The 16,221-nt window shown below is 32.9% G+C and carries 18 protein-coding genes and 1 pseudogene; 3 read left to right on the top strand and 16 right to left on the bottom strand.

Annotated elements, in window-relative coordinates; translation table 11 throughout:
• Positions 1 to 98: 98 nt before the first annotated feature.
• Both ACUN26_RS11075 and ACUN26_RS11080 read right to left on the bottom strand, forming a co-directional pair.
• Positions 99 to 794 (bottom strand): CsxC family protein, encoded by a 696-nt coding sequence (locus tag ACUN26_RS11075; RefSeq protein ID WP_001295000.1) that lies wholly within the window; start codon positions 792 to 794, stop codon positions 99 to 101.
• A gap of 548 nt (positions 795 to 1,342) precedes the next feature.
• Positions 1,343 to 2,113 (bottom strand): GNAT family N-acetyltransferase, encoded by a 771-nt coding sequence (locus ACUN26_RS11080; RefSeq protein ID WP_000638746.1) that lies wholly within the window; start codon positions 2,111 to 2,113, stop codon positions 1,343 to 1,345.
• A 346-nt stretch (positions 2,114 to 2,459) separates the two neighbouring features.
• On the opposite strand from ACUN26_RS11080, the pseudogene ACUN26_RS11085 reads away from it, so the two are divergent.
• A pseudogene (locus ACUN26_RS11085) lies at positions 2,460 to 2,651 on the top strand (isochorismate family cysteine hydrolase YcaC); the annotation flags it as partial.
• 386 nt (positions 2,652 to 3,037) lie between these two features.
• Here the strand turns inward: ACUN26_RS11085 and ACUN26_RS11090 are convergent.
• Entirely contained in the window at positions 3,038 to 3,817 is a 780-nt protein-coding gene (locus tag ACUN26_RS11090) for a BC_2878 family exosporium-associated protein (protein WP_000340387.1), read from the bottom strand.
• Positions 3,818 to 4,072: 255 nt separating this feature from the next.
• Between ACUN26_RS11090 and ACUN26_RS11095 the strand changes: the two genes are divergently transcribed.
• Positions 4,073 to 4,393, top strand: coding sequence for a hypothetical protein (locus tag ACUN26_RS11095; protein ID WP_001062729.1), 321 nt, complete (start codon positions 4,073 to 4,075; stop codon positions 4,391 to 4,393).
• A gap of 55 nt (positions 4,394 to 4,448) precedes the next feature.
• Here ACUN26_RS11095 and ACUN26_RS11100 read toward each other — a convergent pair whose 3' ends face one another.
• The 5 genes from ACUN26_RS11100 to ACUN26_RS11120 all read right to left on the bottom strand — a co-directional run bounded on the left by ACUN26_RS11100 (position 4,449) and on the right by ACUN26_RS11120 (position 9,978).
• A complete protein-coding gene (locus ACUN26_RS11100) occupies positions 4,449 to 5,984 on the bottom strand; it encodes an MDR family MFS transporter (RefSeq protein ID WP_000229598.1) in 1,536 nt (511 codons plus the stop codon).
• A gap of 24 nt (positions 5,985 to 6,008) precedes the next feature.
• Positions 6,009 to 6,716, bottom strand: a complete 708-nt coding sequence (locus ACUN26_RS11105) for a hypothetical protein (protein WP_000401015.1) — start codon at positions 6,714 to 6,716, stop codon at positions 6,009 to 6,011.
• Between the two features lie 18 nt (positions 6,717 to 6,734).
• Positions 6,735 to 7,445: a polymer-forming cytoskeletal protein gene (locus ACUN26_RS11110; RefSeq protein WP_001258574.1), complete on the bottom strand. Its 711-nt coding sequence runs from the start codon at positions 7,443 to 7,445 to the stop codon at positions 6,735 to 6,737.
• Between the two features lie 13 nt (positions 7,446 to 7,458).
• On the bottom strand, positions 7,459 to 8,082 hold the full coding sequence (locus ACUN26_RS11115) for a YhbD family protein (RefSeq protein WP_000106212.1): 624 nt from the start codon (positions 8,080 to 8,082) through the stop codon (positions 7,459 to 7,461).
• 159 nt (positions 8,083 to 8,241) lie between these two features.
• Entirely contained in the window at positions 8,242 to 9,978 is a 1,737-nt protein-coding gene (locus tag ACUN26_RS11120; protein WP_000470187.1) for an ABC transporter substrate-binding protein, read from the bottom strand.
• Positions 9,979 to 10,079: 101 nt separating this feature from the next.
• Here ACUN26_RS11120 and ACUN26_RS11125 point away from each other — a divergent pair, with 101 nt between their 5' ends.
• Complete coding sequence (locus tag ACUN26_RS11125) at positions 10,080 to 11,321, top strand: MDR family MFS transporter (RefSeq protein ID WP_001016147.1); 1,242 nt, start codon at positions 10,080 to 10,082, stop codon at positions 11,319 to 11,321.
• Positions 11,322 to 11,562: 241 nt separating this feature from the next.
• Here ACUN26_RS11125 and ACUN26_RS11130 read toward each other — a convergent pair whose 3' ends face one another.
• From ACUN26_RS11130 to ACUN26_RS11165, 8 genes are all read right to left on the bottom strand, one after another.
• Positions 11,563 to 12,228 carry a YjgB family protein gene (locus ACUN26_RS11130; RefSeq protein WP_000643632.1) on the bottom strand — a complete coding sequence of 222 codons (666 nt, stop codon included), beginning with the start codon at positions 12,226 to 12,228 and terminating at the stop codon, positions 11,563 to 11,565.
• Between the two features lie 263 nt (positions 12,229 to 12,491).
• Positions 12,492 to 12,701 (bottom strand): hypothetical protein, encoded by a 210-nt coding sequence (locus tag ACUN26_RS11135; RefSeq protein WP_000834516.1) that lies wholly within the window; start codon positions 12,699 to 12,701, stop codon positions 12,492 to 12,494.
• A gap of 169 nt (positions 12,702 to 12,870) precedes the next feature.
• Positions 12,871 to 13,017 carry a hypothetical protein gene (locus ACUN26_RS11140; protein WP_000959555.1) on the bottom strand — a complete coding sequence of 49 codons (147 nt, stop codon included), beginning with the start codon at positions 13,015 to 13,017 and terminating at the stop codon, positions 12,871 to 12,873.
• A gap of 184 nt (positions 13,018 to 13,201) precedes the next feature.
• Positions 13,202 to 13,597, bottom strand: coding sequence for a hypothetical protein (locus ACUN26_RS11145; protein ID WP_000844594.1), 396 nt, complete (start codon positions 13,595 to 13,597; stop codon positions 13,202 to 13,204).
• A gap of 92 nt (positions 13,598 to 13,689) precedes the next feature.
• Positions 13,690 to 13,932, bottom strand: a complete 243-nt coding sequence (locus tag ACUN26_RS11150; RefSeq protein WP_000638302.1) for a GlsB/YeaQ/YmgE family stress response membrane protein — start codon at positions 13,930 to 13,932, stop codon at positions 13,690 to 13,692.
• A 164-nt stretch (positions 13,933 to 14,096) separates the two neighbouring features.
• Positions 14,097 to 15,062, bottom strand: coding sequence for a nucleoside hydrolase (locus ACUN26_RS11155; protein WP_001223668.1), 966 nt, complete (start codon positions 15,060 to 15,062; stop codon positions 14,097 to 14,099).
• A gap of 77 nt (positions 15,063 to 15,139) precedes the next feature.
• A complete protein-coding gene (locus tag ACUN26_RS11160; RefSeq protein WP_000621879.1) occupies positions 15,140 to 15,328 on the bottom strand; it encodes a DUF3970 family protein in 189 nt (62 codons plus the stop codon).
• Between the two features lie 69 nt (positions 15,329 to 15,397).
• Positions 15,398 to 16,183 (bottom strand): class I SAM-dependent methyltransferase, encoded by a 786-nt coding sequence (locus ACUN26_RS11165; protein WP_000031294.1) that lies wholly within the window; start codon positions 16,181 to 16,183, stop codon positions 15,398 to 15,400.
• Positions 16,184 to 16,221: the final 38 nt, after the last annotated feature.

Here is a 16,221-nt window from a genome sequence, read left to right on the forward strand (position 1 = left end):
AAAATATGTTTTTTGTACGCGACCATTTCATCATTATATATGTTTTATAATAATAAAAAAGACATTGTCTTTTTATCAAAGACAATGCTTTTTTAGTTTTATACTTGTACTTGTTGTACTTGTAAAACTTTTAAAGTAAGATCTAGTACAATTTTTTCACGAAGAGTATCAAATGGTTCGTTTAGGTCTGTTGGACAAGGTGAAAAGTCTAATTCAAAAAATTGAGCGCTGACTAATTCGCAATACGGTTGTTCATTATAAAAAACTGTATTTTCGAAGAAGTATTTGTCTAAACGTGGTAGATCACCATTTTTAGGATTAATAAAGTGAGAAGTAGTATCTGAGGAAGCAGCCACTATAGCTTGTGATAGAAAATCACCAGCTGTTAAATCAGCAAAACCAGAAAATGGAACATTAGCAATGCGGTCATATAGCACACCATTACACTCGTCATTTGCATATTCAATGTTTTTACGAATATATCCTTGTACAAATAATTTTGCTCTTGTAACTCGGCGGTAAGGTGTACCTGGTACTGGAGTAAATGCTACAGGAACTAACTTACATTGTGTTAAAAATGCATTTTTTAAGATACGTTTAATTTCAACCGCTGGAGGATCTAATGAAATATCAGATTCTACAACAATTTGAATTGTTCTTTCTGCTAATACAACCGGTATTTTTACAATTGGCGCTCCCGGAGTAGTAATTGGCGTTACAGGTGCATCACTTAATGGTGTTTGGGTTTGTCCTACTACCTGACATGGTACATTAATTGGACATTGTTCACTCATATTTTATAATCTCCTTTATAATAAAATTTAGAGTTTTTTAACTCTCTTTACTGTATATGTACTTTTTCTATTAATGCGTGGGTTTGTATCATAGTCACTTTTATCAATTGCATAGTAAAAGCTTCAATTCCTCTTGATAGTTAAAAATACATAAATTAATATATGGAGCCTATACTGATATCTACCTATATAAAATAGAATTTCTCGACTTTTTTATGATAAAGCTAATAGGTGTTCCAAAATTAATTTTTCAAGAGTCTTTTATTCTATCTAACAAAGAATACATTTAATAAGAACCATCTGCCAACTTAATACTATCCACAAAACAGAACATCACGACTATTGTCCTCTTTATAAAAAATAAAAACCGGCTAAAAAAGCCGGTTTTTGTACTCAATAGATTATAAAATCTCCTTATTATTGAAATAATCATTTTATCCCCTAATATTTCCATAGGAGTTTTTAACAATGCTATCGAAACATTCCAGTCATTTGTCTTTCCCTTTTTAAATTCTTTATTTTGTACAACTCTTACAATCTCTGCTCATTCATCTATTATCCACAAAATAAGTATCATACGCCTTATCAAAAACATATCCTAGCTTTTCTGCTAGTTTGGCAGATGTCGTATTCGCTGCATCCCAGTTTGGGTATTTTCCCTTTTCTAAACAATCCAATATTAACGCTGCACTCACTACGGTCGCCAAACCTTTTCTTCTATGGTTCAGATCCGTCGCAACTTCAATTTCTATCCCCTTATCGTAAATACTATACGAGGATGCACCGCATATAACTTCTCCATTATACAAAATGCTATAACCTATACCTCGATTTAAATAATCTTCTACCGATTGAAATTGACTTGTAAAGTCTTCAGAAAGCTTATGTAGTGTAGAATTATTTGCAATATGCTCATCTATTCTTCTTAACTCGTATCCTTTTGGAAGTGTTGATATAAAAGATTGTAATTTTGAACGGTCAAAAACTTCCGAATTACGTTTGAATTTATAGCGTAAAAACTTATCTATTTTTCTTTCATAAAATGTTTCTAAACGCTTTTTCCATTCTTCACTATTTATGATTACTAACATTTTTTCAGGAATATTACGTAATAACTCTTCTGTTTCTTTCACATTTGGATCTCCAGTATAAAATGTGAAAATCCCTACTGTAACTTGTGCTACTGTTGGATTTTCAAGATCGTTTACCCAGGCTCTTCCCATATGTCCTTGTAAATAAGAAAGTAATATAACATTATTAAAATCTTCGAACATGGAAACTAATTTTCTTCTAGTATATATATTCGCTTCATATATCATTTACATTCCTGCTTTCTACAAATCAATATAACTCTACATTTTCATGAGGTAACTTATACCCTTTTTACACATCCATTTATTCGGCATATAAGCAAACACCCCTTAGACTTAACTTTCATATAATTATAAATTATTCACAAATACAAAATCATTATAACATCAAATCAAAAAATAAAAATTCACTTTTTCAATTTTAAAATATATATCTTATTATCCAAATAAAACATATTTTTTGATAAAATTTTAACATATACCCAATCCAGTCGAATCACTGTAAGATTGATTTATAAATAAGCTTTTTAAGGGGGATTATAAAACGACTGATTTCTATTCTCGTCTTTCAAAAAGTGATGTCGCTCTTATGCGTATGGCTCATGGCGGGGTTCAACTAATGAACTGGTTTAGCATTGCAGCAGAATTACAGTGTGACTGGCGAAATGATGTTGAAGGCTTTGGAGCTTTACTTGCTAAACACCTTCCAAGTTATCAAAATATCATAGGAAGCTATATGGGAGCTCAAAAGGAATTTAGTAAATAAATTACTCAACTTTTGATTAAACATGCTATCAAGTTTGGATAACTATGTAAACACAATAAAAATAGCAACAGCTATGTACATAATTAAGAAAAGGGCTGCTTCAATAGCCCTTTTCTTAATTGCTTTATCAATATTGTATGCTCTTCCGTCACTTTATTTAAATCAATTACATACTATTCCCCTAGCTTTTCTGTAATAGCTTCTTTCATATTTTGCTGCAAAAGACCGCATTATAGGAGATTATCCATAACAAATCATAGTACAACTAACCACTCTATTTACTTCTAACACCGTACATACGACAAAAGTGATTTTCCCGCCGCTATAACGCTCCTATTATATGTAAAAACCCTCCTGTATTTTAAGAGGGTTAATCAATAGATACGTTATAACTCCTTCTTAGAAATAAAGGATTCCGTCTCACCATTTTTATATACTTTAGTCAATTTAACAACTGATTTGTACGTGTTATCATCATCGTTTATCATTTTTTTTAGCTCTTCTATTTCAGCATTACCAGTTCCACTCTCTATTTTTAAGCAGTTCGAAATGGAAAGGTATCCGCTTGATGCCAATATAAAAATAAAAATCGTATCAGGAAAATTAATAAATAACAACCCGTAGTTTAAAGGATCTCCAGCTGGATGTGATAAAAGCAGTCGAAAACCTACCAGTTCAGGCACTTGAACGAAATCTTTAGAAACAATTGCCTCACCTACTATAGTAATTTGCTTTACTACATTCCCGAGTTCATCTGTAAATTCAGTACATCTAGGTGGATTAATTGTGGTTGCTTGGAAAGACACATTTAATTCAGGATTGTTAAAATCAAAAAAGATTGTACTACCCTCCGTTAAACATTGCGGGCAAACATTTCCTAGCAAGCTAAAGTCCTCTTCAATAAATTTAACTTTCGTTTTACAACTACACACTTTTCCTATTCGAATCGCATCAATTTTTGAACAGTCTACAAATATTACCTCATTGTCTTCTTGTACAAATGATACAATGCCCTTCCTCTTGTTAAATGAAAGAAAATAAGATACATCGATTTCGTTTCCAGCTATTACGATACTTTCAACTTGAGTAAAAGGTTCTAGACTTTGTAAAAATTCACATATACTATTTTGGCAACACCCACAATTTCGTTTCGGCTCGCAATCCACTTACATTCAATCCTTTCCCTATATGTTTTTATCTAATACATATAATATGAGCGGAAGATAAGAAAAGGTTGGACAATATAATATTAACGTAAGGAGATAGTTAGCTACTCATTAGGTTAATAAGGGATTTACACCAATAATAAGTAATAACACATATTTTTTACTATAAATACATATAACAATTTCATCTTTCATGAAAAAAACGTTATAATAAGGTGTAGCCTCTACGATTACGTTATAAAGGAGATTAAAACAATGGCTAAAATTAAAGTATATCAAGCAAAAGAAGAAAATATGGACGCAGTAAAAAACATCATTGATGTTGAGGAACAAAACCCAACTGCTGAAAACTTACAAAATCTATACGCATGTGTATTAGAAACTGAAGATATGGCATTGCCTGAATCATACATTGAAGAAGATATCTTAATTGATTCTATGGAAGTTATGGTTAATGCTTCTCAAAGCAAACTAAGAGACTTAGGTACATATGATGTAATCGAAGTTCAAAACAAAGGTAAAAAAACACAAATTTTATTATTAGCAGACGAAGAATACGAAATCATCGAAGGCTAATCTAACACCGTACATACGACAAAAGCTCCTTTCAAATTTGAAAGGAGCTTTTTCATTAAGATTTTGATGCTTCACTCTTTATATTCTTTTGTTCTTTCTGAAATACCATGCGTTCATTTCCCATAAAGAAAATGAATACGAATGCTAAAACAGCTGGTACCAATGCCCACATGAATGTTTGAACAATTGAACTAGAAAGAGCGTCAATAATTTTATCTAATATTTGTGGCGGAATTTGAGATCTAGCCGATTCTGATAAAATGGCTCTTGAATCTCCTACAGCATTTGAATTCATTCCCCCGCTCATACCTTTAAATGCTTCTTCTAATTGATCTTGGAAACCTGTTCTTTGGATCATTCCGAAGATGGTAATACCAAGTGTCATACCTAATGAACGAATAAAGTTACTCGTTGAGGTCGCAGATCCGCGCTGTTCCATACCGAAGTTGTGAATTGAAGCCATGCTTAGTACAGAGAATGAGAAACCAACTCCGAATCCGATAATAATCATGTAAACCGTTAATAATGCCCGACTTGTTTCTGGCGTTAACGTGCTTAATAAGAATAATCCGATTAGCATAATAACAGCAGAAATAATCATAATGTTTCGGTAGCTAAGCTTTGTCGTTAAAAATCCGCCTAACTGTGCTGTTACGACTGACCCTAACATCATCGGTAAAAGTAACAATCCTGAGTTTGTTGCAGTCCCACCATATACACCTTGAATAAATAACGGAATGTACACAGTTGCTGACATAAATGCAGCTCCGTAACATAATGCAATAATTGTACTCATTCCAAACAGACGTTGTTTAAACATCTCAAATGAAATGATTGGCTCTTCTACTTTTCGTTCGATATAAATAAATGCGATTATTAAAATAGCGAATCCAGCAAATAAACTTAAAATAAAGCTAGAATCCCAATCATATTTTTGTCCGCCAAGTTCAAGTGCAAACATTAAAGAAACTACTGCACCAACTAAAGTAATTGCGCCGAACCAATCAATTTTTTGTTTTTTATGAACTCGTGATTCTTTATAAAAGAATGTAATAAAAATAAGTGCTAAAATGCCAAGCGGTAAGTTAATATAAAATACCCAGTGCCAACTAATATAATCTGTAATATATGCGCCAAGTAATGGCCCGAAAATACTTGATAATCCAAATACTGCTCCGAATAATCCACCCATTTTCCCACGCTTTTCAGGTGGAAAAATATCAAACACGATAGTAAACGCGATCGGCACTAATGCCCCGCCGCCAATACCTTGAATGGCACGATAAATGCCTAATTGTGTAATATTTTCAGCAGTCCCACAAAGTGCCGAACCAATCATAAAGACGATTAAACCGAAAATAAAGAATCTCTTTCTTCCATACATATCTGATAGTTTACCGAAAATCGGCATACCTGCCATTTCTGCGACCATATAGGCAGAAACGACCCATACAAAGTTTTCAAGACCTCCTAAGTCACCAACGATCGTTCCCATCGCTGTTACGACAATGGTATTATCCATTGATGCCATTAAAATACCTAGCAATAAGCCCGCCACAATAAAGCCAAGCTTATTATTCTTCTCAACCATATCTCTTGCTCTCCCTCGCATTACTTATATTTGTTTATGTTCTTTTACGACTGCATTACCTTTTTGGTTAAAACTAGTATGATATTCCACAACACTAATTTCACAGCCAGGACCAATGGTAACGTTGTTTCCTCTTACTACTTCAGCAATTGTATGTTCTAAATAAATATCATCCCCTTCAACAATTGAAGTTTGGAGGTTTCCAGCATGACTAGTAAAAGGAATAAATCTTGATTTCTTACGCACTGTAATCTTTTTGCCACCGATTTCTCTTACTTTACTTCCTTCATAACGAAGTGAGATTTCAATATGTTCAGCATTAAGCAAACCATCACTTTCAAGACCACCAGTTAGTGATAATTCTTCTACTTCAATATCTCCCTTCACATTTAAAGCACCTTTCACATCTACGAAATCACCTGAAAACTTCCCTGTAACATCAATCATACCTCTAATTTTTGTTTTTTCAATATGAGCATCACCATGCATTTGTGTATTACCATATACTTTTACATATGCTGCATCTACATTTCCTTGTACTTCACTATCTCCATACACGACATAGTTTTTAACTTTCATATTGCCACGCACATCACTTGTGCCATATGTTTTAAACTCATTACAACTCATATCATTCGCAATTGTCCCTTCACCGCGAATCTTCACTTTGTTATAATCTCCGCCCGCTGAATTACCAGAACCATTTACTGTGAGACTATGTTGATGTTCCATACTGATTACCCCCCTCCGTTAAACTTGCTTAATTTCTTTTACATTTGCGCTTTTATCAACAGTAATAACACCGCTATATTCAATCAGTTCAATCTCACAGTTCGGTCCTACTGTTACATTGTTTCCTCTTACTGTTTTTATGTGAGCATAATCAATATCGATATTGTCACCTTCTAACAATTCAGCTTCTAACTGCAAGCCAAATACTGATTTAAATAGTCTACTAAATGTACTCAATCTATGTCTTACTTTAATCGTTTGGCCACCAATTTCTTTCGCTCTACATGTACCGTGAATATTTATATTAATCTCATCTGCGCTTAATAAACCACCGATTGTAAATTGTCCTTCTGAAGAAAAAATATCAACTTCACAATTCCCATCAATCGTCGCTTGACCGTTGATTTTAAATTCTTCACCCTTAACGTTTCCACCTATCGTACCTTTTCCTGCAATTTTTAAACTATTCGCCTTTACATCTTGTGTAATTGTTGCTTTCCCATCAATTCGCATCGTTTCTGTATTAACTGTACCATCGACTTTACCTGATCCACTAATTCTTGCGTTGCTACTGTTCAAATCACCAGTTACTGCACCATAACCATTACATTGAAATTCATCACATTCAACATTTCCGTTCACAGTGCCTTTTCCATTTAGTTGTACTTTATGAAATTCACCGCCATTGGATGAACCGTAACCATTTATAATTAAATTTTCTGTACGCATTATTTCTCCTCCACTACAACAGTTTAGTTTTTAATGCTTCGGTATACTTCATAATCGCTTCTCGTAAAATAATCTTCGTTCCCTTTTCAAAAATTAAATCCTCAATATTCGATACTAAGAAACATGTAGAAATCCCTATTTTTCGAATCATAACTAAATCACAATTTTTATGTTTGATTGCTTCATAATTTTCTCGTAAAACTTGCAGAACCATTTTACCTTCTTCTAAACTAACTTCTCCTGATTGTAGTAACTCTTCTAACATATACACATAAAGAATATCTACAAATCGAAAGTCTGCCGTTTTGTTCGTTTGCTCAATAAAAAATTGTAAAACAGGTTCTGATGTAATCCCTTTACGGATGAGATCTTCTTTCGTTAAAAGGATTTCTGTCACACTCGGTGAAAACATATTTGCTAATTCATCTAGTGATAAATCTTCTTTCATCGTTTGGATTTTATCAATACGCTCTAAAATCTTTTCTTTCGGAAAAAATGTCTCTTGACCAGTAAATGTTGACTTTCGTACAAACCAATCTTCCGGAATTAAATTTTTTCTCTTCCACCTATATAACTGTCCGTATGAAATACCTGTAAGCTCTAATAATTCTTTTTTTGAAATTAAATTTGTACTCAACTGTGTAACACTCCTCCCTAATAACAATGTAACATAACACTGTTACGCTGTAAATGGAATTATACTACAAGTAGCGTAACAATGTGTAAAACAAACTTCTTTCACATAGAAAAAAGGCTCTGACACATCTTCTGAAAAATGCGTAAGAACCTATATATATCAAGACTTAAACCATATTTCATAAAAATCAATCCAACCTTGCGAATTAATCATTATATTTTGTACTTTTTCATGAGTACTTACCTCTTGTTTGTTACGATATAAAGGAATAATATGAATTTGACGTAACAATGTGTCCTCAAGATCGCGTAACAGTGTAACTCTTTTCTCTACTTGTTCTTGTTTAAAATAAGGGGACAAGATTTCGTGAAAGTTCATGCTGCTATGCCCATGAATAAAACTGTTTTTTGTCAGAAACATATATAGCAAACTATCTTCTATTCGTTCACTAATTGTTGCGCTATCATGCATGATATCAGCTTTTTGTATCGTACTTATTTGCAATAGTTCTTCTATTTCAAGAAAATTAATCTCTACACAAATTCCATACTTCGCGCACTCTTTTTGTATCCATTGTGCATCTTCAACGTGATCTCGTCCTTTAAATGTATACAGTTGTAGCACTTCATTATGATAAATACTTCTTTTCATTAAACTTTCTATATCTTCCTCTATCTCTACTATGCTGGCCTTTGCTGATATTAGTTCCTTTGCCACTTCTCCACGTTCTCCACCGAGTTCTTGAACGATTATATCGCCATGAATGATTTTATATAACGCTTTCCGAAATAACTTATCTTGCATTGGTCCTTCTTTCGTAAGATTGCATGTTACATAAGTCACGTTCGACTCAAGTCGAGACAGTTCTTTATTATGTTTCTCTTTATCTTTATACTGTGCCTTTACTAAAACATCATATGTATCTACACTTTGTTCTACATTCCACAACTCAACGCGATCTAGAAAAGGTCTCTCACGAAAATATAAATGATGCGCTTCCAGTATAAACAGATCTTCATTACTTTTGTATAACTGAAAAGGTCCTGTCCCCATTAATTTTCCTGCTTCATCTTCACTTACGATAGAACACTGTTCTAAACTTAGCATATGTAAAAACATCATATTTTCCGTATGTAATTTAATTTCTAAAACATATTCACCTACTGCATGAAAACTTTCCACATGCTGTAACATCCATGCGTGCGGGTTGTCTACAGCTGTCATAAATCGATTCAATGAATATATAACATCATGTGCAGTAAGGCGTTTTCCATTATGAAAGTGAACTCCTTTTCGTAAATAAAATGTCCATATTTTTTCTTCATCATTATATTCCCAGTGAAAAGCAAGTCTCGGTTCAATAGCAGTTCTTTCTTCATTGATATATACGAGTGTATCAAAAATATGTTTAACCATATGACATTCCGAGCGCATTGTAGCGTAAACTGGATCTAAAGCGATGTCCAGATTCATTTGTACTTGTAAACGGAGTACATCTTTTCTCCCTTCAGAAGTCATTTCAATTTTATGACCAAACATAGAATCAACCCAAGACTGGTATTCTCCCTTTACTGATGGAAAATGTGCGCTATAGCGTTCCACAAATGAGATCCCGCTTTTCACATTCCCTTTTTTCGTTATTTCTTTTCCTCTATCTAAAATCAATGGTGCCGGATTCTTTTTAAATATTAATTTAGAACGATTTCCTCTCCCGCGACCTGGAAACCAAGCGATCCAATGTAACTCTTCTAATTTTTTTATAATTAATTTACTATTACGCTCTGTACAAAATAAAGTTTCAGATATATTTTGCACTGTTATCTCTAATTGTTCTCCTTCTCGTTTCCCTTTCCCATAGGCAAACCATAATTCAATGTATTGATCTAAAATAAACATCATAATCCCCCTAAAAGGTGAAAAATACTCCCTTTTATTTCTACCCTTTTTCCATTTCTCCTTTCATCTTATCATTTCAATATAGAAAGGAGGAAATCAAATTGAACCATCTCTTACTACGTTACAATAAACCTATTATCATTAGACTGTGTGGTGAATTATTAACCCGAACAACGGAATCAATGTTAACCCTCATTATGATTATATACGTTAATAAGATGTTAAACGGCAATATAATGATGACTATGCTTATTTTCGGACTACAACCACTTTCAGACATTGTCTTTACACTTATTGCTGGAGGCGTTACTGATAAATATGGGAGAAAAAAAATTATGTTACTCGGCCTATTGCTGCAAGGTGTTGCAATCGGTAGTTTTATTTTTGCTCAATCCATTTTTATATTTGCACTGTTATACGTCATTAATGGTATTGGTCGTTCTTTATACATTCCAGCTCAACGTGCGCAAATTGCCGATTTAACAAAACAAAAGCAGCAAGCAGAAATTTTTGCTCTCCTGCAAACGATGGGAGCAATTGGATCCGTAATCGGTCCTTTAATTGGTGCTATCTTTTATACTACTCACCCTGAATATTTATTTATGATGCAAAGTATTACACTTATGATATATGCAATAGTTGTTTGGACGCAGCTCCCAGAAACTGCTCCAGCAATTACAACGCCAAAACAAAAACTTGAAGTAGCATCATCTCCAAAACAATTTGTACGCAAACATTACGCTGTATTTGGACTTATGGCTTCTACACTTCCTATTAGCTTTTTCTATGCACAAACGGAAACAAATTATCGTATTTTCGCAGAACATGTATTTCCGAATTTCGTATTCATACTCGCATTTATTTCAACTTGTAAAGCCATTTTGGAAATCATTCTACAAATTTTCCTCGTAAAATGGTCTGAACGATTTTCCATGACGAAAATCATCCTTATTTCTTACGCCTGCTATACGATAGCCGCAATTGGCTACGGGCTTTCAGCAACAATCTCGTCACTATTTTTCACATTACTCTTTTTAGTCATTGGAGAAAGTATTGCTTTAAACCATTTATTGCGATTCGTTTCAGAGATCGCTCCTACAGATAAACGTGGATTGTATTTTTCGATTTATGGCATACACTGGGATATATCTCGAACGTGCGGTCCTGTTATTGGTGCAGTATTATTAAGTAAACTAAACGGTAATATGCTATTTTATATTTGTGCATGTTTCTTAATAGTTGGAGGTATTGTTCAGGCACTTTTTGTTCAAAATTTAGAACGTAAAAAAATAAAGGGAAATGTCCAAAAAGATAATTCGCAACATACCCCTCAAGTTTTATAGGATGCTACTTTTTTAATAGATCGATATCTCTTATTGGATGAATTATAAAAAACGTTATCCTTCCCTATAAATCTATAGGTAGATAGCGTTTTTTTACTTACTTTGTATTTTTTTCAAAAATATAATTGAATTATTTCGCCATATGAAAGTATGTATCATAAGGTCGGAAACATACCTTGTTTACAATTGAATACACCTCACTTTTAAAATAATTGAGGTGTTCTGGAGATTATTTGATTTTTTATCCTGCCATTTTATTAATACTATCCTCTGGCGAAAATACCGAAATATGATATACCTTACCGATCAATTTTGGAATGATGAATTTTAACTCGAACTGATTGTTTACTTTATATACATATATTTGATCTTCACCATTTACTTTAACTGAAGTTGGTTTTCCTAACGCCTTTTCAATTTCTTTTAATGTAATTGACTTTAGTTCTGTTTGATATGAACGTACATCAAAAACTTGTGATCCTTTATTAAAACCGAAGACAACATTTTTATTTGTAAAGGTTGCGTACATTCCGCTCCCTGCTTGTTCTGTTTTATCTGCTTTCCCCCATGCTTTTTCTATTTCTTCGATATCTCCTGTATGAGCAGCAAATGGAACATTAGGTACTTTCCCATCTTTCGCTAGTTCAAATAATTCTTTAACATAGTTAATTGATTTTTGGTTAAGAGTTGGACTTTTTGAATCTGGCCCTGTTGAAGGTTTTGTTGAATCTTGATTTTTGGGGTTATTCGCTGACTCGTTCTCTTTTTGAGGTGCAGTTCCTTCATTCTTTTGTTCCGTATTTTTTTCAGATGTTGGGTTCGTCTGTTTCTTTTCCTCATTATTCGTACAAGCCATCAATGTTAATACACATGTTAAAGTGAACAATATTCTCAAATGCGCTTTCATATTTTACTACCTCCCATTCGTAAACACTCTATAACATGATTTTTATCTCACATTGATTTCAAACAGGTTGAGATGTGTTGTTTTTCCTTACTATACACCTTCTCTTCTTACATGCTTTATCCTTCTTCTATCACCTTGAATAAAGTACGTCACAAAAACGCAAAAAACCAACAGAAACTACGTAACATTTCCCTGCTGGTCTCATATTTTTAAGGTTTGAAATTTAATTACATCATTTCTTATTAGTAAACATATGATTCTCTCTACTCTTGTTTTAATGAAGTTGTATAATTTTTCTTTATAATATCTTTTATATGTATGATAAACGATATAAGGAATATCACTGCTAATACACCATTTATCCAATAATATGTATTTTCTTCTGTGTATTTATTATAAAACGATTGAACATTAAATAATAACAGAAACAGAGAAAACAAAGCAGAGCTTGCTAGCATGCCAAAACTTTTCACGAAATTCACCTCTTTTCTAAAATTTATGACCTTTATAATAATACATTTATATAAAAAGATTTTCAAATAGCAGATGAACTTATCTATACTTTAGTATAAATTAAAAAGAACCTGAAATAATACAGATTCTTTCCAAAATAACATATGTAGATAAGCTTTAAAAGCAAAACTAAGAGGTAAGCCTTACTTTCTTTACGTATGTAGAAATCGTACTTTTTACAGTTTCAAAATTATGAGCAAATGTATTATCTCCACTCAGTGCCGTTATACATGTTAAACTTGCCGCTTTAATAAAATGTTTTACATCTACAAGCATTGAATTAGCCCCCATGAATTTAATTATGCTTATTATAACAGATGTATTCCGATTGAAACATGGAAGAAATAAACAACCCTTCGGAAAATTCCATTTCCCCTCAACTTTTTAGCATACAACATACATGTACCTTTATTATATAATTAAAAAGCTGTCCAATATTGGACAGCTTCAAATATGTATATTACACTTCGATTGACTTACCATCTTCTACAATATGATAAAGTAAGTGCGCTAAATGATGAATTGGACCATATTCTTCCTCTTCTTCATTTGTTTCACCTTGGAATTCAAGATCATTTAAGTATAATGCTAAAAATTGATAGTATAATTGCAAATCAAATCCGTAGCAAGCACTTGGCTCTTCGTGATCTCCTTCATATTGTAACATTAAGTATTGATCATTTCCTTCTGCATCTTCTGCGTCAAAGAATACGAAGAAACCAACGTTTGTATCTAAATCAAATAGATGACGAGTACCTTTTTCTGTTGCTTTATTGAAGTCCTCTTCACTTAATTTATGTACTGTTGTCGCTTTTGCATTATCTTCTTGATGGAAATTTACTGTATATGATTTCAATGCTGACACCTCCTGATTGTATAACAGTAGCATAACAGATTAGGCCATATAATTCAAAGGGACTGCTTACAAATGTAAACAGCCCCCTGTATTCATTTTCGCATCGCCCGGAATATAAAGCTTACGATGAAAATCAAAATAATCGCACCTATTAAGGCTGGAACAATCGCATATCCACCTATAATAGGTCCAAATTTACCAAGTAACGCTGTACCAAGCCAAGAACCGACAATACCAGCAATAATATTACCAATTACACCGCCAGGTACATCCCTTCCAGTAATTAAGCTTGCAAACCAACCTAATATACCACCGACAATTAAAGACCAAATCATATGATAACCTCCTTTATAATTCACCAATCAAACTATAATCAGAAACAATTGCTTACCATTAGTTATGTTTCATTTTTCATAAGTTATTCATACAGCTCAACTATTAGATTATTTGAGAACGAAGCTCACTGGACAAATGATTTTACAACTTCACATTTTACATATTAGGGACAATCAGGCTTTAATATCGTCCTCATAAATTCTTCTTTAAAAACTGGATAATTAAAACCAACCGCAATTTTTTGTACAGGCCTATTATCAAACGTGATTGGCTCAGCTATTTTTCTAAAATCCGCAACACTTTGTCCTCTCGTTACATCATTCGTCGTACTAATCCAAACTGCTGATTTTTTATATTCAAAAATATCATCATTTATAAACGAAATAAACGGCAGTAAATCATGAATAGGACTCCCAGTAATACCCGGGTATTCCTTTTTATAAAAGTTCTCATAATAAAAATCGATCATTGGTTTAATGAGTTTCGCCTGCCCCGTTCCTTCTTTATTAATAATATCAAGCATTTCAGGAGTAATAAGCGCAGCCTGTGTTACATTTAACGGATATATAGTAGCGTTCTGCGCATACTTCATAACAATATTCGCCGCAATTGGATCGCCATAAAAATTCGCTTCAGACACGGGTGTAACATTACCTGGAAATAAGAAAGCGCCTCCCATAATATAATAAGAACAAATACGATTCATTACATTTGGATATAATAAAAATAACGTTGCAAGTGTTGTTAATCTTCCTGTCGCCACAATAACTATATCTTCTGGACAAGGCTCAATTAATTTAATTAATTCACAAAAATTTTCCCGTTTACAAATTCTCATTTCAGGTGGAATAATTGGCCCTAAACCGTGATCCCCATGAATTTCCGGGAAGAATAAAGGCTCTTCAGCTGTCATTGGTCTAGCTGCACCTTCGATGATTTTCACTTCTGTAGCATAGTATTTTTCTAAAAAATATACATTCTCTGTAACGATTTCTCGCGATACATTCCCATACTCTGCGACAATTCCTATAATATCTAATTTACAAGTTTTATTTGCATAAATTAACGCAACTGCATCGTCAATACCAAAGTCTCCAAAAAAGATAATTTTCTTATTAACAATCCTCACCTCTCTTCAGCATAATCTACTATTATTATTATGTGAAAAAGACAAGGCGGTGAAACGATGCAAACTAAAAAAGCCGCCTATTTATTGGCGACTTCAATCTTTTTATAAGACAAATATGCTAATACATTCTTACTTGAATCGTATTTTGGATTGTTTCCTTTTCTCGGTTCTCTCATATGCGTTTTTTCAAATCCAGGAATGTCCGGCATTTTCTCCATAAATTCAAGCATTTCTTCTTCAGTTCCTTCAATACGTACGCGAATCATTATTGCAATTCCTCAATTCTCATTTTCTCAGTACTAAGTATAACGCACTTTGAAAAGACTTCAAGAAATTTATCTTTTTAATGTTGTACTTTTTTTACAAATAAACATAGCCATTTCAGTATAGAACGACTTTACTTTATTATTTTCAAATAGAATATGAAAGTATTCCTTCATTTCGTTTGGTGTTTTCATCATACACTCTGTTAATTTTTCACGCTTTTGCATAGGTACTTCCAGCATGTCACACCACCAGTCGAAATCAAACTTTTTATCAAAAGTGAAGCATGACTGCATTTGCAGACCATTTTTTTCTAATAAAGTAATCCATTCTGTCTTTTTCAAAGCTCTTTCATGACTCGGATCACGCTTTTTTTCTATAAAATTATAAAATGTATCATATTCATTATTTTCTGGCGAAACATTATCTATTAAAATAAATAATCCATCATCTTCTAACGTTCGATTTACTTCATAAATAAATCGCGTCGGATTTGTAAAATGATGTGCTGCAATCCTGCATGTAATTGTATCAAATGCTTTATCAGCAAATGGCAATTTTTCAGCATGTCCAACGATAAAAGATACATTGTCATGCCCATTACCTAAAATGAATTTTTTCGCATTCTCTAACATTTTTTCAGTTAAATCTAATGCAACTACTTCTTTAAACAATGGTGCTAATAAATTTGCAACATGTCCACCACCAGTAGCAATATCAAGAAGACGATTATTATGACGAGGTTCAACTTGTTGAACTACATATTGTAAATCCAGTCCTTTAGCATGAATTTTACTTTTTACATACTTTTCTGCATTATTACCAAACTGTTGTTTCATAAGCTCTTCCTTACTCATTTTATCATCTTCCTTCTATTGTTATTAACATATATGAT

It is taken from the genome of Bacillus sp. WC2503, assembly GCF_052682895.1.

Excerpts from the sequence above, each read along its gene's own strand:
- ACUN26_RS11130 (WP_000643632.1), bottom strand. The coding sequence starts at position 12,228 with ATGAAAGCGCATTTGAGAATATTGTTCACTTTAACATGTGTATTAACA.
- ACUN26_RS11080 (WP_000638746.1), bottom strand. The coding sequence starts at position 2,113 with ATGATATATGAAGCGAATATATATACTAGAAGAAAATTAGTTTCCATG.
- ACUN26_RS11075 (WP_001295000.1), bottom strand. The coding sequence starts at position 794 with ATGAGTGAACAATGTCCAATTAATGTACCATGTCAGGTAGTAGGACAA.
- ACUN26_RS11095 (WP_001062729.1), top strand. The coding sequence starts at position 4,073 with ATGGCTAAAATTAAAGTATATCAAGCAAAAGAAGAAAATATGGACGCA.
- ACUN26_RS11140 (WP_000959555.1), bottom strand. The coding sequence starts at position 13,017 with ATGCTTGTAGATGTAAAACATTTTATTAAAGCGGCAAGTTTAACATGT.
- ACUN26_RS11120 (WP_000470187.1), bottom strand. The coding sequence starts at position 9,978 with ATGTTTATTTTAGATCAATACATTGAATTATGGTTTGCCTATGGGAAA.
- ACUN26_RS11165 (WP_000031294.1), bottom strand. The coding sequence starts at position 16,183 with ATGAGTAAGGAAGAGCTTATGAAACAACAGTTTGGTAATAATGCAGAA.
- ACUN26_RS11100 (WP_000229598.1), bottom strand. The coding sequence starts at position 5,984 with ATGGTTGAGAAGAATAATAAGCTTGGCTTTATTGTGGCGGGCTTATTG.
- ACUN26_RS11150 (WP_000638302.1), bottom strand. The coding sequence starts at position 13,932 with ATGATTTGGTCTTTAATTGTCGGTGGTATATTAGGTTGGTTTGCAAGC.
- ACUN26_RS11110 (WP_001258574.1), bottom strand. The coding sequence starts at position 7,445 with ATGCGTACAGAAAATTTAATTATAAATGGTTACGGTTCATCCAATGGC.
- ACUN26_RS11160 (WP_000621879.1), bottom strand. The coding sequence starts at position 15,328 with ATGATTCGCGTACGTATTGAAGGAACTGAAGAAGAAATGCTTGAATTT.
- ACUN26_RS11105 (WP_000401015.1), bottom strand. The coding sequence starts at position 6,716 with ATGGAACATCAACATAGTCTCACAGTAAATGGTTCTGGTAATTCAGCG.